The sequence below is a fragment of the Candidatus Phytoplasma oryzae genome, from assembly GCF_003263355.1.
Lineage (GTDB): Bacteria > Bacillota_I > Bacilli_A > Acholeplasmatales > Acholeplasmataceae > Phytoplasma > Phytoplasma oryzae_B.
In genome coordinates this window covers 79956-103791 of record NZ_JHUK01000001.1, presented here as the reverse complement: position 1 = coordinate 103791, position 23836 = coordinate 79956, and the positions used below count along the sequence as shown (strand labels likewise).

The 23836-nt window shown below is 19.0% G+C and carries 19 protein-coding genes and 1 pseudogene; 7 read left to right on the top strand and 13 right to left on the bottom strand.

The features are described from left to right. The first annotated feature begins 3 nt into the window (after positions 1-3). The 4 genes from DH96_RS00430 to DH96_RS00415 all read left to right on the top strand — a co-directional run bounded on the left by DH96_RS00430 (position 4) and on the right by DH96_RS00415 (position 4247). Positions 4-1437, top strand: coding sequence for an MATE family efflux transporter (locus DH96_RS00430; RefSeq protein ID WP_066539904.1), 1434 nt, complete (start codon positions 4-6; stop codon positions 1435-1437). Between the two features lies 1 nt (position 1438). Further along, entirely contained in the window at positions 1439-2740 is a 1302-nt protein-coding gene (locus DH96_RS00425; RefSeq protein ID WP_066539900.1) for a glucose-6-phosphate isomerase, read from the top strand. 342 nt (positions 2741-3082) lie between these two features. Next, the gene (locus DH96_RS00420; protein WP_066539898.1) at positions 3083-3559 is read left to right on the top strand and encodes a hypothetical protein; all 477 of its coding nucleotides are present in this window, start codon (positions 3083-3085) and stop codon (positions 3557-3559) included. Continuing rightward, positions 3552-4247 carry a hypothetical protein gene (locus tag DH96_RS00415; protein ID WP_066539895.1) on the top strand — a complete coding sequence of 232 codons (696 nt, stop codon included), beginning with the start codon at positions 3552-3554 and terminating at the stop codon, positions 4245-4247. The genes DH96_RS00420 and DH96_RS00415 overlap by 8 nt, the downstream gene beginning before the upstream one ends. 457 nt (positions 4248-4704) lie before the next feature. Here DH96_RS00415 and DH96_RS00410 read toward each other — a convergent pair whose 3' ends face one another. Continuing rightward, positions 4705-5202 carry a hypothetical protein gene (locus DH96_RS00410; protein ID WP_066539893.1) on the bottom strand — a complete coding sequence of 166 codons (498 nt, stop codon included), beginning with the start codon at positions 5200-5202 and terminating at the stop codon, positions 4705-4707. 1463 nt (positions 5203-6665) lie between these two features. On the opposite strand from DH96_RS00410, the gene DH96_RS00405 reads away from it, so the two are divergent. The 3 genes from DH96_RS00405 (at position 6666) to DH96_RS00395 (ending at position 11199) form a co-directional block, all read left to right on the top strand. Continuing rightward, positions 6666-8315, top strand: a complete 1650-nt coding sequence (locus tag DH96_RS00405) for a DEAD/DEAH box helicase (RefSeq protein WP_066539891.1) — start codon at positions 6666-6668, stop codon at positions 8313-8315. Between the two features lie 177 nt (positions 8316-8492). Beyond that, positions 8493-9878 carry a TldD/PmbA family protein gene (locus DH96_RS00400; RefSeq protein WP_066539889.1) on the top strand — a complete coding sequence of 462 codons (1386 nt, stop codon included), beginning with the start codon at positions 8493-8495 and terminating at the stop codon, positions 9876-9878. Next, entirely contained in the window at positions 9871-11199 is a 1329-nt protein-coding gene (locus tag DH96_RS00395; RefSeq protein ID WP_066539883.1) for a TldD/PmbA family protein, read from the top strand. Before DH96_RS00400 ends, DH96_RS00395 begins: the two co-directional genes overlap by 8 nt. Before the next feature lie 50 nt (positions 11200-11249). On the opposite strand, the gene DH96_RS00390 is transcribed toward DH96_RS00395, so the two are convergent. From DH96_RS00390 to infB, 12 genes and pseudogenes are all read right to left on the bottom strand, one after another. Further along, positions 11250-12581 carry a hypothetical protein gene (locus DH96_RS00390; protein WP_066539880.1) on the bottom strand — a complete coding sequence of 444 codons (1332 nt, stop codon included), beginning with the start codon at positions 12579-12581 and terminating at the stop codon, positions 11250-11252. 183 nt (positions 12582-12764) lie between these two features. Next, positions 12765-13736 (bottom strand): phosphatidate cytidylyltransferase, encoded by a 972-nt coding sequence (locus DH96_RS00385; RefSeq protein ID WP_066539877.1) that lies wholly within the window; start codon positions 13734-13736, stop codon positions 12765-12767. Positions 13737-13738: 2 nt separating this feature from the next. Continuing rightward, entirely contained in the window at positions 13739-14293 is a 555-nt protein-coding gene (locus DH96_RS00380) for a ribosome-recycling factor (RefSeq protein WP_066539875.1), read from the bottom strand. Between the two features lie 2 nt (positions 14294-14295). Then, a complete protein-coding gene (pyrH, locus tag DH96_RS00375; RefSeq protein ID WP_066539868.1) occupies positions 14296-15009 on the bottom strand; it encodes a UMP kinase in 714 nt (237 codons plus the stop codon). Between the two features lie 119 nt (positions 15010-15128). Then, on the bottom strand, positions 15129-15974 hold the full coding sequence (gene tsf / locus DH96_RS00370; protein WP_066539865.1) for a translation elongation factor Ts: 846 nt from the start codon (positions 15972-15974) through the stop codon (positions 15129-15131). A 230-nt stretch (positions 15975-16204) separates the two neighbouring features. Further along, entirely contained in the window at positions 16205-17008 is an 804-nt protein-coding gene (rpsB, locus tag DH96_RS00365) for a 30S ribosomal protein S2 (protein ID WP_066539862.1), read from the bottom strand. Positions 17009-17137: 129 nt separating this feature from the next. Next, positions 17138-17620, bottom strand: coding sequence for a dCTP deaminase/dUTPase family protein (locus DH96_RS00360; RefSeq protein ID WP_066539859.1), 483 nt, complete (start codon positions 17618-17620; stop codon positions 17138-17140). Positions 17621-17630: 10 nt separating this feature from the next. Beyond that, the gene (locus DH96_RS00355) at positions 17631-18578 is read right to left on the bottom strand and encodes a tyrosine-type recombinase/integrase (RefSeq protein WP_235590196.1); all 948 of its coding nucleotides are present in this window, start codon (positions 18576-18578) and stop codon (positions 17631-17633) included. Positions 18579-18663: 85 nt separating this feature from the next. Next, positions 18664-19725 (bottom strand): annotated as a pseudogene (priA, locus tag DH96_RS00350) (replication restart helicase PriA); the annotation flags it as partial. Positions 19726-20443: 718 nt separating this feature from the next. Continuing rightward, positions 20444-21658 (bottom strand): primosomal protein N' family DNA-binding protein, encoded by a 1215-nt coding sequence (locus tag DH96_RS00345; RefSeq protein WP_066539855.1) that lies wholly within the window; start codon positions 21656-21658, stop codon positions 20444-20446. After that, positions 21642-21986: a 30S ribosome-binding factor RbfA gene (gene rbfA, locus DH96_RS00340; protein WP_066539852.1), complete on the bottom strand. Its 345-nt coding sequence runs from the start codon at positions 21984-21986 to the stop codon at positions 21642-21644. Before rbfA ends, DH96_RS00345 begins: the two co-directional genes overlap by 17 nt. A gap of 1 nt (position 21987) precedes the next feature. Continuing rightward, positions 21988-23814, bottom strand: coding sequence for a translation initiation factor IF-2 (gene infB / locus DH96_RS00335; RefSeq protein WP_066539850.1), 1827 nt, complete (start codon positions 23812-23814; stop codon positions 21988-21990). Positions 23815-23836 lie beyond the last annotated feature (22 nt).

Genomic DNA, 23836 nt, shown 5'->3' with positions numbered 1-23836 from the left:
TTTATGAAGTTTTCTAAATTAATAAAATTTCTTAGAAACATAAAAAAAATTAAAGATTGTATTTGGTTTAATTTAATTATTCTGGCATTTCCGATTGCTATATATTTATTATTTCAACATTTATGTTCTTTTATTGATTATTTTGTAGTAGGAGAAACAATAACAACCAAAAATATTAAACAAACTATTTCTTATATGAAACAAACACAGAAATTTCTACAAAGCATTGGTATTGGTTTAGGTAGTGCAGGAATTGTTTTAGTAGCTAGAGAATATAAAAAAAACAAAAAAGAATTAGCTATAAAATATGCTACTTTATCTTTTATTTTAGTTCTTTTAATTTCTTTTTTGTTTTTTTTATTTTTATATTGTGGAGTTTTATTACCTTATCCTTTTTGTAATATTTTCCTAAATAAAGCATATCATTCAGATGGTGGATTAAAATATTATTTTATCACTTTAATCACTTTTGTATTTATCACTATTAATACTTTATATATTAGTTTAGAAAGATCAAAAGGAAAAAAAAAATTTTTATTAATATTAAATCTTATTATTATAATTTCAAAAATATTTTTTTCTTATTTTTATAAAATTTTTTACGGAAAGTATATTTCTGTCGTACATTTAGCATATGCAAATTTATGGTCTCATTTAATTATTACTTTAATTGCTTTTTATCATATGTTTTTTAATTTTAATAATGAATTTAGAATTCAACTTAAAAAAATAACTTTTTCTAAAAATATTATACTTCAGATTATAAAATTATCTATGACTATAGTAATCGGAAAAACTACTTATGATTATGGCAAAAAAGTTATTTTAGATATGGCTAATAGTTTTTACGGAAAAGAATCTATAATAATGATTACTATTGGTTTTGTGTCGCTTATTAATGGAATTTGTTATTCTATTTCTCAATCTTTTGAAGAAGCTCAAACACTAATGGTTTCTCAAAGTATAGTTTTAAAAAATAAAAAAGAAACTTTAAAAATTTTTAAAAATGTTTTATTCATTACGTTTATTATTGCAATTTTCGGATTTTTAATAAATAAATTTATAGGTGAAAAATTATTAAAAATTATTCAAAATGGTAAATCTTTAAGTTTTGAAGAAAAAAAAGGTTTTACAATTGGTATTTTTTGGGAACAAACTTCTTTAATAACTTCTATTTGGGCTTCTTTGATGATAAATTTCATAATCGCTTATACTAAAAAAGCTAATATTGTTTTTTGGATTAATCTTTTAAGAATTAATACTAGAATATTTTTTTTCTGGACCTTATACCAAATAAGAGAAATATTAGAATTTTCATCTTATACCCAATTTGGTTTAAGTACTTTTTTAAGTAATTTTATCATTTTAATAATTATAACGATTATATTTATCTTTTTTTTAAAAAAAAAAGACTTTTTGACAAAAAAAGGAGAATAAAGTGGAAAAAAATTTTTTTTTTAATTTAAAAATAAATCAAATAAATAATTTTTTAGATTGGAAAAAAGAATCTCAAAAAATTATTCCTAAATTAAAAAAATTACATAATAAAATTCACCATAATCAAGCATTAAAAAAAAAATATTTAGGATGGATGGATTTGCCATTTCAATTTAATTTTCAAGAAATTCAAAAAATTAAAAAAATAAAAAAAAAATTAAAAGAATTAGATATTTTAGTTGTTATAGGTATAGGAGGATCTTTTTTAGGAACTAAGGCAGGAATAGAATTTTTAAAAAAACCTTTTAATATAAAAAAACAAACTGAGATAATTTTTGCAGGATACCAAATGTCAGGCACTTATCTAAATAATTTAATTCAATATCTAAAACAAAAAAATTGGGCTATTAATGTTATTTCTAAATCCGGTAACACTTTAGAAACATCTTTATCTTTTAGAATATTAAAAAATGAAATAGAATATAAATACGGTAAAGAACAATCAAAACAAAGAATTTTTATAACTACAAGTAATGACGAAAAAAGTTCTTTATTCAATATCGCTAATTATGAAAAATATGAAAAATTTATTATTCCTTATAATATTGGGGGGAGATTTAGCATTTTAACTAGTGTTGGTATTTTACCTTTTATTTTTGCAGGTTTAAAAATAGAAGATATATTCAAAGGAGCCCAAAAAGCTTTTCAAGATACTATTCATGAAGATATTGAAAAAAATTTTGCTTATAAATATGCTATAATTAGATATCTTTTGCATATTAAATTACAAAAAAAGATAGAATTATTTGTGGATTATGAACCACAATTATTCTATTTTTCAGAATGGTTAAAACAATTATTTACTGAATCCGAAGGAAAAAACAATAAAGGTCTTTTTGTAGGATCTCTTCATAATACTACAGATCTTCATTCTTTAGGACAATTCATTCAAGAAGGTTCAAAAATAATGTTCGAAACAGTATTAAATGTTCATTCTATTCAAGATGATTGTTTAATTCCGCAAAATGAACAAAATTTTGATAATATGAACTATTTAGCTGGCAAATATTTTTCTGAAATTAATCAAAAAATTATAAAATCAACTCAAATAGCACATGTAGAAGGTAATGTTCCTAATTTAGAAATTAATTTTAGTTGTTTAAATGAATATAATTTTGGTTATTTAATATTTTTTTTTCAAAAAGCTTGTGCTATTTCTGCTTTACTATTAGATGTTAATCCTTTTAATCAACCAGGAGTAGAAATTTATAAAAAAAAAATGTTTATTTTGTTTAATGCATAAAATAAAAAGCTTAATTTTTCTTTATAAAAAAAAAATATAAAAACATATTACATTAAATTTAAAAATAAAATATATTTTTTTATTTTTTTATGACATAATAAAAATAGAGAATGAAATTTTATCTTTTTTTTAAAAAATATTTTAAAAAAAGAAAAAATCACAAAACAAAAAGAGCTATGTAAACATTATATGTGATTTATATCATGTTGTTGTATAGCTCTTATTTTTTTCTTTTTTTAATAACATAAATTTCATTCTCTCAAAAAATAATATTAAAAAAATTATATAATTGCGCCAACAATTATATAATTAATTTTAATTAAAGAGGATATATATATTTTTATGAAAAAAATTATTAATCTTATTGTAAAAATTTTTGTTAAAATTAAAAATTTTATTTTAAACTCTAACGGTTATATTATAACTCAATATCATAACTTAATAAATATTAAGAAAATTAGTTTTAATAATGTTTCTAGTATTATAGCTAGCATAAAGTATCTTTTTTTATTTTTAATAAGTTTTATTCATATTTATTTTCTTATAATTATTTTTATTTTCCTTCAAGATATTTTAAAATTTTTTCAAATAATTTTTAATTTTTTTTATCTTTTTTTTAAAAAAATTTTTTATTTTCTACTTTATTTATTTATTTGGCCTTATAAAATTATTATTTTTAAAAAAAATAGACAAAAAGAAAAATATTATTTGAAAAATAAAGTTGATAAAATAATAAAAAAAGAAATAAAAAATAATTTATATTTTTCAGATAAAAAATTATGTTCATCTTCAGAAGAAGTTAAAAAAAATAATGAATAAAAGCAAAAAAATAACTATTTTATTTCCTATTTTTTTATTTTTAATTGTTATGTTTTTTATATTTTTATTCCTTTTATTATTTCTTTTTCCTTTTTACTTTATTCCCTCTTCTTATAGAAATTTTTCTTATCCAACAGTTTCTTCCAGTCAAAAAATTTCCCAAACTACTACAAAAAATAATGAAGCTATTTTTAAATTAAAAAAAGAAAATTATCAAAAAGAAATTGATTTATCTTCATTATTATATTTTCGTAATCTGCAAAATACAAAAACAAAAAATAAAATAATAGCTTTTTTTAAAAAAAATAATATTTTTTTCGATAATTTAAATAATAATCAGATCAAAGCATTAGAAAAATTAATTTATCAATTTAAACAAATATCCAATACTTCTATTTTAGATTCAGATTTTCAAATTAAAATAAGTAAACTGAGAGAAGAAGTTTTAAATTTTAAAAAAGAATTAAATATATCTGATTCTCAACCACATCATTATCCTTCAGATGTCATATCTTCTACAGATAGCCAAAATTCATCTTCTCAAGATAAATCTTTTGATTGGAATTATATTTCAAATCCAGCTGTTTGTTTAATTAATAATCTTTATGAAAATTCTAAAAAAGCTTTAAATATTATCACTCCTTTAACTCTAACCAATTCTTTTATTAATAATTCAAATATAATTTAAGTTTTTTTTAATCTATATTCCTAAAAAATTTTAATATAATATATCCTAAATAAAATTAGGAAAAAGATATAGATAGTGACATCTTATACAAACATAAAAATAATACTAAAAAAATAGCCATTTTTTTATAACCAAAATAAGAAACGGGTTTATATAAAATTTACTTTGAATTTACCTTTCCCTCTGAATTATTTCTATTTCATTAAAAGTTTTAAAAAAATAATGGCATATTTATTCTTTCGAAAAAATTTTTTTCTTATATTTACTTATATCTTTTAAAAAAAATTTTTCTTTTATTTTATTACATTTAAATTTTAAATTTAATAAATAATTTTTATTTATCTCTTTTGAAAAAAATTCGTTTTTTATTTAATTTTAAATTTTAATTTTTTTATGTAATTTTAATATATATAAAAAACACATATAAAATATTAAATGTGTTTTTTATATTTAATTTTTAATTACTATTAGAATTAGAATCTAAAATTTGGCTATTAGAATCATAATGCAAAATTTCTTCGATAACATTTTCTAAAACTTTAATTTGTAATTTTATTTCGTCTTGTCTTTTCTTTAAAAAATTTTTCTTTTTAAAAAAATGTTTTTTTTGCATTAAATGAAATGTTTTTAATCCGTTTGAATATTGAAATTTATAAAATTTATCTGGATAAATTAATACTTTTCTTTTTTCTAATTTTAAACTTTCAATATTATTTTCTAATATAGAAATATCTTTTTTATTTATTTTTTTTTCTTCTAATAAAAAATCTATTCTACTAATCAAAGGTTTAATCTCGTCTCTTTTTTCCGGAGAAATACTTTTTTCTTTAATAGAATAAGAACCACCAATAGCATAAATTAAATTAGTTTTGAAAAAATTTATAAAAACAAAAAACATAAATATTATAAATAAAAAAATTGAAGTAAATTTGATCTTTTTTAAATTTAAATTCATAATTTTGAAAAACTTTCTAATAAGATTTACAAATTAATTATAATATTTTTTTATCTTTAATTTTTATTATTTTATGTTTTTTAAATTTTATTTAAAATAAAAAAACATTCAAAAAATTTTTTAATAAATTTAATTAATGAAAAAAAATATTTTGAAATTTTATCATATTTTATTAATAAATTTTTATTATTTTATTCTTATTCTATTTATTATTATTTATTTGATATTAAATTTATAATTAAAAAAATAGCAAAATGTAGAAAATAAAATAAAGATAAAAAAAACAAAATTAAAAATTTAAATTAACTTATTTTGTATAAATTTTTTTTGATTTTGAATTACTAAATTTTTAATTACTAAAATTGTTAAATTATTTATTAATTCAAATTTAATAAAATTTTTTTAATTTTTTTTATAAAAAATAGAATAAAAAAATAAATTAGAAATTAAAAATTTCTTTTAAATTATTTATATTTTATCAAAATTTTAGATATAAAAATATCAAAAAAATTTTTAAATTAAACAAAATTGTAAGTTTTGTTTTTTTAATTTAATAAAAATTTAAATTTTAATATATAAGTTTGAAAAAAATAAGTTTCAATGTAAAAAATATATTTAAATATATTAATATTAAATATATTAATAAATAAAAATATGTAAATAAATAAAAAATTAATAATTATGAAAAATTTTTATAAAATATTTTGAATAATCTTAAAAAACATTTTTTTAAAAAATAAAATATTAACAAAAATTTTTCATAAATAAAATATAAAAATATATTCTAATTATACTTCATTAACTTATATTTATATTATAATCTTACCTATAATTATAATTTTCACTAAAAAAAATAAAAATAAAAAAATATTAAAATTAATAAATTATAAACAAAAAAAAATTTAATTTAACTTTTATTTTGTATAATGAATGTATAATAAAAAAAGTATAAAAAATATAATAAATATATAATAAAAAAATTATAAAAAAGTTAAAAGATAAATAATTTTTTTTATGAATTTATAAAAAAATAAAACAGAATATAAAATAAAAATTTTTTTTAAAAATAGAATTCAATTAAAGTGTTGAATTAAAATAAAATTAAATAAAAATATTATATGATTAATAATATCATTTAATTTATTTTAAAAAAATATTTGTAATAATATATAAAAAATAAAAATTCAAAAAACAATTGAAATTTATTATTTATTAAAATTATTAGATTTAATTTATCTTATTTTTTTATAATCTTTATTTTTTAATAAAAAAATAAAATTTTTAATAAACAAAAATTATATATTTATAAAATTAATAATAAAATAATATTTTTTAATATTAATTAAAAAAATAAATTAAAAAAATATAAATTAAATAAAAATTAAGAAATATATTAGCTAATTAAAATTTATTTTATACTTATAAAATTATTTGTTAATTATAAAAAAATAGAGGAAAATAAGATGAATATTTTATTTAAAGAATTAAATTTGTTAAAACAAACAAAAGAAGCTTTACAAGAATTAAATTTTGCAAACCCTACTCCTATCCAAGCTTTAGTGATACCTGAAATGATTAATGGAAATGACATCATTGCTCAATCTCAAACCGGAACTGGAAAAACTTTTTCATTTAGTATTCCTATAATTGAAAAAATTAATCCTAAAATAGAAAAAACACAGTCTTTAATATTATGCCCTACGAGAGAATTATCTATGCAGGTATTTGACGAAATTAAAAAATTATTAAAATTTTATAAGGAAATTAGAATAGCATTAATTTGCGGTGGAGAATCATACACTAAACAATTTCAAATTTTAGAAAAAAAACCACATATCATTATTGCTACTCCAGGAAGAATCATAGATCTTTTAGAAAAGAAAAAAGTAGATATTTCTGAAATTAAAATTTTAACACTAGATGAAGCTGATGAAATGTTAAAAATGGGATTTCAAGAAGCTTTAGAAACTATATTAAAAAATATTCCTGAACAGAGACAAACTGTTCTTTTTTCAGCCACTCTACCTCTAACAATCAAAAAGATAGCTTTTAAATACCAAAAAAATCCTAAAATATTAAAAATTAAACAAGACAATATCGCTGTTAAGTCTATTAAACAATTTTATTTCATAATCAAAGAATATAATAAAAATAAACTTTTAGTTCGTCTTTTAGATCAAAAAAATTTAGATTCTGTAATTATTTTTGCTAATACTAAAAAAGATGTAGATAATATATTTAATTATTTACAAAACGAAAACTTTCTAGTTAATGCTATTCATGGAGATTTAAAACAAAATCAAAGAAAATATGTTATGGATAATTTTAGAAAAAAAAATATAAAAATATTAGTAGCTACTGATGTTGCTGCTAGAGGATTAGATATTTCTGATGTTAAAATGATTATTAATTATGATTTACCACATGAAGATGAAGTTTATGTTCATAGGATTGGAAGAACAGGCAGAGCAGGTAAGGATGGTTTAGCTTATAGTTTTATAAGTTATACAAAAATAAACAGATTAAAAAAATTAGAATATTATTTAAAAGACAAAATAACTTTTTTAAATATACCTACTATAGAAGAAATACAAAAAGAACAAAATTCTCATTTTTATAAAAAAATTAAAAAACTCATCGAAAAAGAAGAAATTGTAGAAACTAAAGAAAATGAAATATTAATTAATGATTTATTAGATAAGTTTGAAGCCAGAAAAATTATTAATAGTTTTGTCCAATATTTCAGACCAAAAAAGAAAAACTATGAACCAATATCTGATATTAGACAAAATACAAATTATAAAAAAAATAATATTATAGAAAATAAATTTAGAACAAAATTTAATAATAAAAATACTAATTTTCTTAAAAAAAGAGAAAATATGGAAGAAATAAGTATTAATTTAGGAAAAAAAGATGGTATAAACAATCCTTTATTATTATTAAAAATTATGGATGAAAAATTCCATATTTATAAAAGAAATATAGGAAATATTAAACATTACTATGAAAAAACTATTTTTGAAATTTCCAAAAATTTAGTAGAAAAAATCAAATATAAAAATAATGTTTATTTTGAAAACAAACTTTTAAAAATAACTTCATTTAAATAAATAAAAATTGTTTTAGACAAAAAATATTAATACATATTAATTTTATTTTTTATTAAAATATATTAATTAAATAAAAAAATATAAATATAAATTCATATCATATATTTATATTTTTTTTATAAACAAATATTTTTTGATTAAAATTAAAAAAATAAAAAGGAAAAGTATAAAAATTTAATGTTAAATAAAATAGAAATAAATAATATTTTAAAAACTGCATTAAAACAAGGATTTGATTTTATAGAATTATTTTTTGAAGATACTATTTATAAAAACCTTAAAATTATTAATAAAAAAATTATTTCATATAATAGCGGAAATATATTCGGTGTCGGTATTCGTTTATTAAAAAATACAAAAGAAGTTTATATATATACAAATGAAGTTAATTATCAAACAATATTAAATCTGATTAAAGAACAAAAAAAATATTCTTGCGAAAAAAATATTATTTCATTAATTCCTTTAGGAAAATCAAAAATTTTTAAAAATGAATTTAAAAAACCTTTCAATAGTGTAACAACAAAAGAAAAAACTCAAAAAATGATTGATTTATCCACAATAATGATGAAATATAGTGATTATATTACTAAAACTATTGTTAATATGGAAGAAAAAGAACAAAAAGTTTTAATAATAAATTCTAAAGGAGTATATCAAAATGATTTTCGACCTTATATAAAATGTAGTTTAACATCTATAGCTCAAAAAAAACAAAATTTACAAGAATTTCATGATAGTATTGGTAGATCAATGGGTTTAGAATTTTTTGATGTTATTAATTTAAAAGAAAAAGCTCTAAAAGTAGCTCAAAATGCTGTAATATTGTTAGATGCACTAGAATTAAAACCCCAAAACATGCCAGTCGTTATCAATAACGGTGTAGGAGGAGTTATTTTTCATGAAGCTTGTGGTCATTCTTTAGAAGCTACTGCTGTTGCGAAAGGATTATCTCCTTTTTGTGGCAAAATTAATCAAAAAATAGCTTCCGAACTTATAACAGCTTTTGATGATGGAAATATTTCTACAGCTTGGGGAAAACTTAATTTTGACGACGAAGGAAATAAAACTCAAAAAAATCTTTTAATAAAAAACGGTATTTTAAAAAATTACTTAATAGACTATCGCAATAGTCTAAGAATGAAAATGCCACCCACAGGATCTTCAAGAAGAGAATCCTATAAATATTCACCGACATCTAGAATGAATTCTACTTATATAGCTCCTGGTAAACATAAGCCAGAAGATATTATAAAAGATACTTCTTATGGACTTTATGCTCAAAATTTAGGCGGCGGAACTGTTTCAACAGCAACAGGAGAATTTAATTTTATGGTTAATTTAGGATATTTAATCGAAAAAGGTAAAATAACCAAACCTGTTAAGGGAATGATGTTGATAGGATATGGTCAAGAAATTTTATTAAAAATAGATAGAGTTGGTAATGATTTGAATTTTAGCCAAGGTTATTGCGGTTCTATTTCTGGATATATTCCTGTTGATTTAGGCCAACCTACTATTAGAGTAACAAAAATGATTGTAGGAGGAGGAAAAAATGAATAATCAATTAAACTATAATAAATGGTTTCAAAATGCTATTTTTAAAAAAAAATTTGAAGCTTTAGAATTTTTAATTAATCAAAATAAAAATTTAGCTATAAGTTTAGAAAATAAAAAAATTAATGAACATATACAAAATAAATCAACATCAATAACATTAAAAGGTTTATATCAACAAAAAAAATCGTCTATTTATTTAGAAAAAATAGATGATAATATGTTAGAAGAAATTTTAAATACATTAAAAAATCAAATCGAAATATCATTTTCAGAATATAAAGATGATATTTTTAGCGGATCGTTTGAATATCCATCCATAAAAAAAAATAATTTTGACTTCTCAAAAATAAAAATTGAAAAAAAATATAATTTATTATTCAAATTAGAAAAAAAAATATCAAAAAGTCCTTTTTATAAACAAAATGAAAATATAACCTATAGCGAAACTTTTTACAATAAAAAAATAATTAATTCAAAAGGTCTCAATTTAGAACAAAAAGAAAATTTTGCAGAAATATATGTTTTTTGTTTATTTGAAAAAAATAACAAAATCGAAGAAATTAGTGAATATTTTTTAGTTAAAGAATTTCAACATTTTGATATAGAAAAATATGCACAAAAAATAATAAAAAAAGGAGAAAAAAAATTAGATGCTCAATTTTTAAAATCTGGCATTTATGATATAATTTTTTCAAATAAAACTTTTGCTAAACTTCTTCAAAAATTTAGTGGTATTTTTAATGGTATGAATGTATATCATAACTTAACCAAACTAAAAGATAAAATAAATCAAAAAATAGCATCGAGTAAAGTTACTATTATTGATAATCCTTTATCATCTTCATCTTTTTTTCAATATAAATTTGATGATGAAGGAATTGCAGGTAAAAAAAAAATAATTGTTCAAAAAGGAATATTAAAACAATTCATCCATAATTTAAGAACAGCTAATATTTTTAATGTTAAATCTACAGGAAATTGTTTTAACAACAACATTAGTATGAGTAACTGTTATTTAGAAAAAGGGCAAGAAACATTAAATGAAATAATAATAAAAATAAAAAAAGGAATTTTTATTGATGAATTAATAGGTTTGCATGCTGGAATTAATGATATTACAGGAGATTTTAGTATTCAAGCTAAAGGTTTTAAAATAGAAAAAGGTAAAATTACTTATCCAGTAAAAATGATTATTATTTCTGGTAATTTTTTCAATATTCTTCAAAACTTAAAAAATATTGCTAATGATTTTATATTTAATTCCGCTGGATACGGAAGTGCTAGTGTTTATGTAGGTACTTTATCTGTAGCCGGAAAAGAATAATAAAAATTTATTAATAATATTTTTTTATTGAATATAAAATAGAAAAAAAATTAACTTAAAATTTGAGGTTTTAGAGGAGGAGCAAGAATATCATAATATTCATTAAAAATAAAAATATCTTTTTTAGAAATTTTATCATTAATATTTTGACCAATAATTATAATTTTATCACAATTTTTTTTGCTAAAACATTGTTCTTCTAATTGAATTTTAAAAGAATAAATACCACTCAATATTTGATTAGGTAAAAAATACTGTTGAGAAGAAAGATGATAAATTCCATCATAATTAGTAGAACTATAAATAAATCGTGTTCTTAAAAATAGAAATATTTTTTCAATAATTTGTTCTAAAGTTAAAATATCATTAGGTTTAAAATAACATTGATCTTGCCATTTTTTTAGTTTTTGATAATATTCCTTTATTTCTAAAGAATAATCTTTAAAAGCTTTAACTAAATAAATTGTATCTTTTTGTGAAAAAGTATTTAATATAAATTCTATATTATTATTAAAATCTTTTTTTTCTTTATATTCTCCTTGTAAATCAAAAAAATTATTTTCTTTTTTCCAATTCAATATAGCTTCTAAAGGATTAGGTTGTAAACCTAAATTAATATTTTTAATAATTTTATGTGAATTTTCAATAGAAAATATATAAATTTTTTCAGCTCCATTACTCATTTTTAATAAATCATTGACATTTTTATCGGAAGAATCGATAGATCTTATGCCATTATCAAAATAAATTGCCGAAATATTATATCCATTATATTTTCCTTGAGGCAAATTAAAAATAATTTCTGTATCAGGACTTTTATTAAAACAACCTATTTGAACTAATTTAGACTGTTGAATAATATTATTTTTTAACAAATAATTATTAATATAATCTTCTATATTTTCATTAAAATTAATAAAATCTTTTATATGAAATATTTCAACTTTTTCATTATTATTTTTTTTTTTATTAATATCCCAAAAACAATAAATTTCTTGTATAGATAATCTATATTCTAAAAAATCTTCTATAGTAAACTTATAATTTTGAGAAGGATATTCTGATTTAAATGGATTTATTCTTGGTTTTAAATAAATCCCTAAAAGACCTTCAGGAGGATCTTTAAGATAATTTTTAATAGACAAATTATTAAATGAATTATAAGAAGGAATGTCATTTTCAATGTAATCTAAATTAATATTTAAAAATTTCATTATATCTTGTATATCTTTTATATTCGAAACATTAAAATCATATTTTTTTATTTTTAATTGAGTTTTTAGCCATTCTTCTTGTAAATTCTTAATATTAGCTATCTTAATTGGTAAACATGATTGTTGATAAAAAAATGGTTTAGCATAAACTAATTTTGGGTTTGACAATAATAAAAAAAAATTATTTGTTAAAAAAAAAATTAAAAAAAAAGAAAATTTTTTTTTAAAAAAAATAATATTTAATCTCCTCCTTTTTAAAAAAAATTACTCAAAAATAAATTAAATTTTGCTTATAATTATAAAAAATTTAGAAAAAAATATAAATAAATTCAATTAATTTATAAAATTATTTTAACATAAAATAATTAATATTATTTTTTTAAAATTCTCAAAAGGACTAAAAAGAAATAAAATAATAAAAAAAGATAAAAATAAAATAGAATCAAATCGATCTAACAAACCACCATGTCCAGGCAATATGTTACTAAAATCTTTAATGTTAAAATCTCTTTTTATTTTAGAAGCAATTAAATCTCCTATTTGGGCAAAAATAGAATTAAAAAATGTAAAAACAATAAAATAAAAATTAGATATAAAATCTAAAAAAAACAGATAATTTAAAAAAAATAAAAGAGATAAAATTATAGAAAAAATAATGCCAATAATAGATCCTTCCCAAGTCTTTTTAGGACTAATTTTAGGACATAATAACTTTTTACCAAATAATATACCACCAAAAAAAGCAAAACTATCATTTGAAATTGTTATTAAAAAAAGATAAAAAAACCATTTATAATGATAATTTACTAAAATAAAAAAACAAGAGCTCAAAAAACCTATATATAAAATAATTAAAAAAGAATTTTGAAATTTTTGAGTTTCAAAATTAGTAATAAATAAAAAAAATAAAAAGAAAAAAAATAAGTATAATAAAAAATAAAATAAAAAATATTTATTTTTATAAAAAAAATTAGAAAATTTATATAAAAAACTTTCTTTAACTTTATAAGAATATAAAATTATATTATTATTTTCTAAAAAATTAGTTAATACAATAAAAGAATAAAAAAAAATGATAAAACAAAAAAAAATTATGCTAATATCAATAATTAAATTTTTATTATCATTTTTTTTATTTAAACTTAAAATTTCTTTAGAAGCAAAAAACATAAAAAATACAACAATAATTAAACTTGAATAAAAAAAAACAGGATAAAAAAACTTTTGATCTATATAAATCAAAAAACACAAAAAAATTAAACTAATTAAAAACATTAAAATACCAAAAAAAATTTTATCTATAAAAAATTTTTTTTTAATCATTTTTAAACCTTTAATAATTCTTTATTTTTTTTATTTTTTTCTATTTCAACATTATCAATCCATTTATTATGAAATTCTTGTATTTTTTCTAAAAAAGAATTTTCTAAAAAATTATTTAATTTTAATTTTTTAATTTCATCATTACCTAATTTACGTAACTGTCTGATAGAAACTTTTACTTGTTCTGCAATTTTTTTTATTTCTTTAACTAATTTTAATCTTTCTTCTTCTGTAGGTTGAGGAAAAATTAATTTTATTATCACACCGTTATTTTGAGGAGTTATACCTAATTTAGAACTTAAAAGAACTTTAGTAATTTCCGGTATCAAAGAAGAATCGAAAGGTTTGATATTAATTTGATTACCTTGTTCAACATTAATAGTACTCAAATTCTTTAATAAAATTTCTTCATTATAATACATAATTTTAATTTTATCTAATATTTGTGGATTAGCTACACCTGTTCTTATAATACTAAATTTTTCTAACATTGTTTTGTGATTTTTCAACATTTTTGTTTCTAATTTGTCTAAAATATTTTTAGCTAAATCTTCCATTTTTAATTCTCCTTAGAAGCAATTATGGTACCTATATTTTCATTTAAAATAACTTTTTTAATATTTCCTTTTTTATTCATATCAAAAACAAAAAGTTTAATATGATTTTGTAAACATAAAGTAACAGCTGTCATATCCATTATATTTAATTTTTTAGCAATCACATCTTCATAATTTATTTTTTTTAATAAAAGAGCATCTTTATTTTTTTTAGGATCTTTATCAAAAACACCTTCTACACCATTTTTAGCCATTAATATAAATTTAATATTTAATTCAGCAGCTCTTAAAGCAGCAGCAGTATCTGTTGAAAAATAAGGAGAACCTAAACCTGCTCCTAAAATTACAACCCTGCCTTTTTTTAAATGTCTCAAAGCTCTCATTTTAATATAAGGTTCTGCTATTTCAATAACATTAAAAGCAGTCATAACTCTAGTTTGAATTTTAATTTGTTCTAAAGCATCTTGTAAAGCTAAAGCATTAATAATAGTACCTAGCATTCCCATATAATCAGATTGGCTTCTTTCCATTCCTAATTCTTGCCCCACAAAACCACGCCAAATATTGCCAGCTCCTACTATAATTACTATCTGTAAACCTAAATCTTTAATTTCTTTAATTTCTTCAGCTATTTTTTTTACTTTTTTCGGACTAATATTAAAATTTTCTCCTTTTAAAGCTTCTCCGCTTAATTTTAACAGAATCTTCTTAAACATTATATTAATAACTTTTCTCCTCATATTTTGATCTTATTTTTAAATTTCAAATGATCTTTCATAAATAAATTCATAAAATATATTAATTTTTAATAATTTTAAAATATTTTTTTATTTTTTCAATCATTTTCACATAGTTCAAAACGATGAAATTCTATAATGTCAGTATTATTTAATTTTAAATATTCTGTAATTTTTTGTTTTGGATTATTATATAAAAATTGTTCTAATAAACAAATTTCATTTAAAACGGAATCTATTTTTTTATTAATAGATATATTAATCCATTTTTCATTGATTTTAGGATTTTTTAATTTTATTTTTTTTAAAATTTTTTGTTTAGTTTGTTCGATAAAAGAAGATTCAACACAATCTTTGCTAATAAATTTCGGATTAAAACATACTATATGGATAGGTAAATTTTTTTCAACTTCAATACAAGGATTAGTTAAACGAACTAAACAAACAATTTTATTACCAATATGTTTGTAAATACCAAAACTTTCTTCGTTTTTTTTATAAATTATTTTAATTCTTCTTAAATTTATTGTTTCTCCTAAAATAGATGACTTTTCCGAAATCATATCTTTAATTTTTTGTTGATTTACATTATAATTTAAAAAATCATCCAATGTTATAACAGAATCATCAACATTTAACAAAATATTTTCTAATTTATGACAAAAATCTAAAAAAAATTGACTATTACTAACGAAATCAGTTTGTGTATTTAATTCAAATAAAATTCCTCTATTTTTTTTAAAAGCAACATTTACTAAACCTTCAGAAAATATTTGATCTTTATGCAAAAAATTATTTAAAGATTTTCTTTCCTTATTGATTAAAATAATAGCTTTGTCTATATCACCTTGAGTTTTGATTAAAGCTTTTTTACAATCTACAATACCGGCTTGAGTTCTACGTCTTAATGTTTTAATCATTTCAATTGTTATTTTTACACTCATATTATAATGTATTTCCTTCTTTTTTTAATTTGAGAATAAATCTAATATATATAAAAAAAAATTTTATAAAAAAATAAAATCCATATAAAATCCATTTAATTTAAATTTTTAATCTATTTATGGATAAAAAAAGATGCCAAAAATTTAACATCTTTTATTTTTCCTTTAAATTTCCATTATTTTTCCTTATTCAAAAAATATTAATAATGATTTTTAAAAAAATATTATTATTAATTATTTTCTTTAATAATAATATTTTCAGATGAATTAGTACTGTTCATTATTTTTGTATATTTTTCATGAATATCTTTTTTGACAGAATTCTGCTGACTAATACTTATTCCTTCAATAGAAGCATTAGCAATAATAGAAGAAATCAGTTTAATTCCTTTAATAGCATCATTATTTGCTGGAATAATAAAATCTACTAAATCTGGATCACAATTACTATCTACAATACCAAAAACAGGAATTTTTAATTTACGTGCTTCATGGATAGCAATAACATCTTTTTGCACATCAACTACAAAAAGAGCACCAGGCAACTTATCCATATTTTTAATGCCTCCTAAAAATTTTTCTAATTTCTCTCTTTTTTTAGTTAATTCAACAACTTCTTTCTTTGGTAAATAATTCCATAAACCTTCTTGTTCTTTTTTATATAAATCTTTTAGAAAATTAATTCTTTTAGAAATAGTTTGAAAATTAGTAAAAATACCACCTAACCATCTATGTATAATGTAATATTGATTAGATCTTAATGCTTCTTGTTTAACAATATCTTGAATTTGTTTTTTAGTACCTAAAAATAAAATTTTTTCACCTTGAGAAGTTATCTTTACAATTTCTTTATAAATATTTTCAATATAAACAATAGTTTTTTTTAAATCTATAATATGAATTTTATTTCTAACAATAGGTATACCTTCATTTGAAGAAAAAAGAAAAGGTTTCATCTTATAATGACATTTTCTGGCAGCATGACCAAAATGAATTCCTGATTCTAATAACTGTTTTATAGTTACAACGGCCATAAAATATAAATTAACTCCTTTTATACGTAATATTCTAATAAAATAATATTAATGATTTTAACTTTAACCTATTAATTATAACATATTTTGTTTTTTTTGTTCTTACTTAATAATTAAAAAGAAAATATTTTACAAATCAGTACTACCAAAACCACTTTTTCTTTTTTTCATAATTTTCTCTTTTTGAAAATTATTTTTGTTGATTAAATTATCATCATTTGTTAAATAAAATCTCTGCAAGATACCTTGAGCGATCCTTTCATTTTTATTAATTAAAACATCTCTATCTGAAAAATTGTATAAAGGAATAAAAATATGTCCTTCATTATAATCATTATTATAATAATCACTATCTATAACTCCTACATTATTAGCCAACATCAACCCTTTTTTTAAAGATAAAGAAGATCTAGAATAAATTAATAAAACCTTATCTTTATCAAAACAAGCTTTTATTCCTGTAGGAACTAAAACAATTTCTTTAGATTTTATAATTATATTAGTTGCTGACTCAAAATCATATCCTGCACTAAAATATGTTTGTCTTCGAGGTAAATTAATATACTTACCTTTAAATGAACTAATAATATCAAAAAAAAAATTTTTTTTCATAAGTATTTTGTTAAAACTCCTTTTTTTTTAATTTAAAATTTTTTTTATAAATATTTCTTGGATGTTTTTTTAAAAAAATATCTGTTAAAAAATTATTTGATACATAAGTATAAATCTGAGTAGTTTTTAAATTAGCATGTCCTAATAATTCTTGTACAACTCTTAAATCTGCGCCATTATTTAATAAAACTGTAGCAAAAACATGTCTTAAAGTATGAGGAGATATTTTTATTTTATCATTAACTTTATTACAAATTTTTTTTATAATAAATCTTACTCCTCTTTCAGTTAAACGATTACCTAAATAATTTACAAATAAAAAAAAATAATTTTTTTTTTCTCGAATATTATTTTTAACAATAAATTTATTTCTAATATTTATTATGTAATAATTTAACATTTTCAGTAAATTATCATGTATAGGTAAATATCTATTTTTACCTCCTTTTCCATAAATTAAAATTTGAGAATTATTAAAATAAATATCTTCAATTTTTAAATTTGTTAATTCACTAACTCTTAAACCACAACTATAAAGAATTTCTAATATTAAATAATTTCTATAATCTAGATGATTTTTTAAATCTATTGAATCAAATAACATTTTAATTTTATCTTCTGCGATAATCTTAGGTAATTTTTTATTTTTTTTTTTTATTTTTATTAATTTAAATACATTATCGGAAATATTATATCTTTCTAATAAAAAATTACAAAAAGTTCTTAAAGAAGAAATCTTTCTTATAATACTAACATTTTGTATTTTTTTAATTTTTAATTCTGAAACAAACATACGAGCTTCTTCATATTTAGTTAAATTAGTGAAATTAAATAAAAGATTTTTTTGAATTAAAAATGATTTAAACTCTTTTAAATCATTAATATAACTTTTAATTGTTAAAGGAGAATAATTACGTTCAATTTTTAAAAATATTTCAAATTCCTTGATTAAATTCACAATAATATTTTTACCTTATCTTTAAATTAATATTCTGATTATTTATATTTTATCAATATTGAATTTTAAAACATTTTTTTAATTTTTATACTATATTAGCAAAAAGATCAAAATATATAAAAATACTAGAATCCTGAGAAATATATTGATTAATCAAATCTAAATTCAATGGCCAATCTTTATACTTAATTGTTAAAAAAACTCTATAAATATTATTTTTTTTAAATATACGAGGAAAAGAAGGGCCAAAAACTTTTATTTTATGGTTAATACTTTCTTCTAAAATAATTTTAATTTTTTTAGATACTTTCAGTAATTTCATAATACTTTTATTATAAATGATTATTTTACTCAAAAAAACAAAAGGAGGATTATTTGATAATTCTCTATCTTCTAAAGCTTTTTTTAAAAAACCTTTAATATTATAATTAATAGCATTTTGAATTGAATAGTGTTCCGTATTATAACTTTGTACAACGATATTATTTTTATTTTCACAATGATGAGCTACTTGGATTATTAACTGAAATGTTTTTTCAGATGATTTAAAAGTAGGTATATTTAATAAAACATCTGCCATAATAATACCAACTAAAGAAATTCCAGGAAACGAAACTTTTTTGCTAATCATTTCAGTTCCCAATAAAATATCAATTTTATTCTCTTTGTATTCTTTAATTATTTGTTTATATTGTTGACTACCAGAAATAGAATCAGAATCTATTCTTGCAATTTTAATTTTATTATCAAATTTTTTTTTAAGAAAATCTTCGATATACTCAATACCAAAACTTATTTGTTTTAATAATTTTTTTTTACAAAAAAAACACTTAAATAAAAATTCTTTCTTATAATTACAAAAACAACATTTTAAAATTTTTTTTGTTGAAAAAAAAATTAAATTACTATTACAAATTAAGCATTTTAAAACACGCCCACAAAAAAAACATAAAATAAATGGAGAAAAACCTCTACTATTAATAAATAATAAAATTTTTTCATTTTTTTCAATCTTTTCTTTTAAAGCATTCATTAAATAACTAGAAAAAGGTTCTAAATTACCATTTTGCAGTTCTTTTTTCATATCAATTAAATTCATTTGAACAACATTTTTTTTCTCAAATAAATTTAAAAATTTATATTTTTTTTCACAAACATAATAATAATCGAGATAGAATTAATACGTTTTACTATTTTTAAATAGATTTATTATATTAAGCCTCCCACACCACCGGACAAGCAAGTTTCCAAGCATCCGGCGGTTAAGTTAATTGTTGTTCGTATAGGTTTCTTAATTCATTATTATTTAATAATTAGTTTCTGGGTTAGATCTAACAAAGAAACTTTTTTTGATACTCTATTTTATTAAATCAACAATTAAAATTTCCTCTTTCGCCTTGTAAAGGGCTTTCCCCTTTGCCTGGGAAGGTCAATCCACTAGCGTATTCCAACGTTAGCTTTCAATTTCCTTCGACTACTCTGATTCTGCTTTTTCCTTGCCTCTATTTAAGAAGTTTAGGAAGATGAAAGTTACTCTAATATTTACCTTATGACTTTTAGGCGAGATGACCAATTTTTAGTTTGGTAGGTTCTTCTAAGTTTTTTTTAAATTGATAATATTATAAATCGAAAGTTAAAATTTATAACCGACTTAAATTAATAAAAATATAGAATTTTCTATCTATATAAAATATTATCTTTTTTTTATTTCTCTTAGCTTCTTTGTAAAAGAAGTTATCCTTGAGTCAATTCAATTGGCAAGAACACCTGTTAAATTAAATTAATTTTCTTTTTCTCGCTTTGATCAACTGCTATAATTACTTATTTTTTCATCAAAGTAACCGCTGATCGATTGTCACAGATTATCACGCTGTGTATGGTTGGTTAAGCCACTCAATATTAAAGCCTCTTTTCCGCCCACTTTCTAAAGAAGGAGTATTACTACTCAAAAATATAGGAATTTTATGATAAATAGACCTGATTTTAGCTAATTCTCTCGAATCATAATTAATAAATTTTCTTTCTATTAAAGAACTATCATGTTCATCATCTATAATAATAGAACCTAAATTTTCTAAAGGAGCAAAAATAGCACTTCTATTTCCTATAACAATAGACACTTTTTGTTCTTTAATCATTTTATTTTGTATATAATTTTCTTTTTTACTTAAAAAACCAGTCAAAACTGAAATATTTAAAAATGAAAAATGTTTTTTAATTTCGTTAATTAAAGGTTTTATAAGAATCAGTTCTGGAACTAAAATTAAAATTTGCTTTTGATTTTTATAATTTTTTTCTATAATTTTTAAGTAAAAATTAACTTTTGTTAAAATATTATTGTAATAAACTAAATATGTTTGTGAAATAGAAAAATTAATTTTTTTAAAAACTTTTTCTAACTTTTTTGTTAAATTTAACTTAATTTTATTTTTAGAATTAGAATAAAAAAAATCTTTCATATAATCACTTTTGAGTTCTTCATTTTTTTTAGTTTTTTTTTCTTCATCATAAAAATTTTTTATAACAATATGAGATTCAATAATTTTTTTCTGAATTAATTTATCCAATTTTTTTTCTTTAAAAAAAATATCCTTAATACTTAAAAACCATTTTTTTTTTTCTAAATATTGTTTTATATCAGAAGGTATTAATTCTTTTTGTAAAGGTAAAATTTTTCGTTTATAAGAAACTAAAAAACCATTAGGAATAATTGTAGTATATGCAGATGTTTTAGATAAAAATGGTATTTGTAAAATTTCTTTGACCAAACAAAAAAGTTCGTTATTTAAAAAAGGTTTTTTATCAGGTATTTCAAGTATAAATTTTGTAGCTAAATAACTTTTATCTTTTATATCAACAATATATCCCAAACGACTTATATTTTTAGAACCAAAAGGTACTATAACTCTCATACCTTTTTGAGCTAAAGAAATTAAATGATCAGGAATAATATAATCAAAAAAAATATTTAAATTAGACTTTTTAATAAACAAACAAACTTCAGCAAACATTTTATTAATATTATTTTTATTTATTTTCTTTATAATATATTTTTTTAAATATTTATTTTTTAATATCATTTAAAATTTGATCAATTTTATGTCCATATTCTAGAGAATGATCATATTTAAATATCAAATAAGGAATTTTTTTCATATTTCTTATTTGATTAGCAAATTTAAGTCTAATTTTTTTTTTATTTTTTTCTATTAATTCAGATACTAATGATAAATTTTTTTCTGAATTATCTAAAATAGTATAATAAACAGTACTAAAAGATAAATCATTAGTTAATTCAACATCAGTTATATTAATATAACCAATTTGTTCATTTTTAATAACATTATTAATTATATTTACTATTAACTCATGAATTAATTTAGCTCTTCTTTTAATATTTACATTCATTTTAATTATTTACTTTCTCTTTTTTATAAGATTCTATTATATCATTTAATTTAAAATCACTAAATTTTTCCAATAAAATGCCACATTCATGACCTTGATTAGCCTGTGAAATATTATTTTTTAAATGTTTTAAAGAAATTATTTTATCTTTAATAATTAAATGATTATCACGCATAATACTAACGTCAGAATTATTAAAAATATTACCTTCTATAACGAAACAACCAGCAATAGAACCAATACTACTAATATTAAAAATTTTTTGAACTTTTGCTTTTCCAGTTAATTTTTCTTCAAATATAGGATCAACCATTTTTTCCAATTTATCTTTTATATATTCAATCATTTGATATAAAATGTTATAATTTTTCATTTCAATTCCTAAAATTTGTGCCATTTTATAAAGATTATTATTTATTGAAATATTAAAACCAATCAAAACAGCATTAAACATTTTAGCTAATTGAATATCATTATTAGTAATCATACCAACTGATGTTTTAACAAATTTTACTTTAACATAATCTTTTTGTAATCCTTCTAAAGATCTAATAATAGCTTCGATACTACCCTGTCTATCAGTTTTTAAAACAATATTAAGAAATTTTTCTTTCACTTCTTCTTTAGATTCTAAAAATTTTTTTTCTTGAATATCAAAAATTTCTTTTTCATTTATTATTTTTTTTGATTGTTTTAATTTCTTTGTTTCTTCAGCTAATATTTTAGCTTGCTTTATATTATGACAAATAAAAAAATTATCTCCTGCTTTAGGAACTTTTGACAAACCTGTAACTAAAACTGGTTGAGAAGGAAAAACTTGTTTAATTCTTTTTTTAAAATCATTTTCTATAGAACGAATTTTACTAAAAGAATCTTCAATAACTATAAAATCACCTGTTTTAAATATACCTTGAAAAGAAATTAAAGTAGCCACAGGACCTTTATTTTTATCTAATTCAGATTCTAATACAACACCCTCAGATAATTTAGTTAAATCCGTTTTAATATCCTTCATATCTCTTGTTAATAAAATTAAATTTAATAGATCATCAATACCTTTATTTTTTAAAGCAGAAATTTCAACATAAAGAGTTTTACCTCCCCATTCTTCCGGAATCAAATCAAAATTAGACAATTCAGTCATTATATTTTCTTTATTAAAATGTTTATCTATTTTATTAATAACTACTATAATATCTATTTTTGCTTCTTGAGCATGTTTTATAGATTCTATAGTTTGTTCTTGAACTCCATCATCAGCAGCTACTACTAAAAGACAAATATCAGTTATTTTTGCACTTCTAGAACGCATTTTAAAAAAAGCTTCGTGACCAGGACTATCTATAAAAGTTATTTTGTCTCCATTATCACAGATAATTTGATATGCACCGATATGTTGTGTAATTCCGCCAAATTCTTTGTGAGTAGTATGTGTTTTTCTTATGGTATCTAATAAAGTAGTTTTGCCATGATCAACATGACCCATTATAATTACTATAGGCACTCTAGGTGTTAATTTTTTTTTATCTTCTTTCGGAAAAAATAGATCATTTTTATCATCAAAAGATTTATATATTTTATTATCAATAATAACTTTAAATTTTAATTCATGTGCTAAAACTTCTATTATTTCTTTATTAATTTTGTGATTGATATTAGCTTTAATACCTAATTTTATCAATTTTTTAATTAAAAAAAAATTAGAAACTTTTAAAATAGAAGCTAAATCTTTAATAGTATGTTTAGGATTAAAATTATATTCTATAAAATTAAAATCCTTTTTTTGAATATTTTTTTCATATTTTGTTTTACTTGATTCATCATTCATTTTTTTCAATATCTCCTTTTTA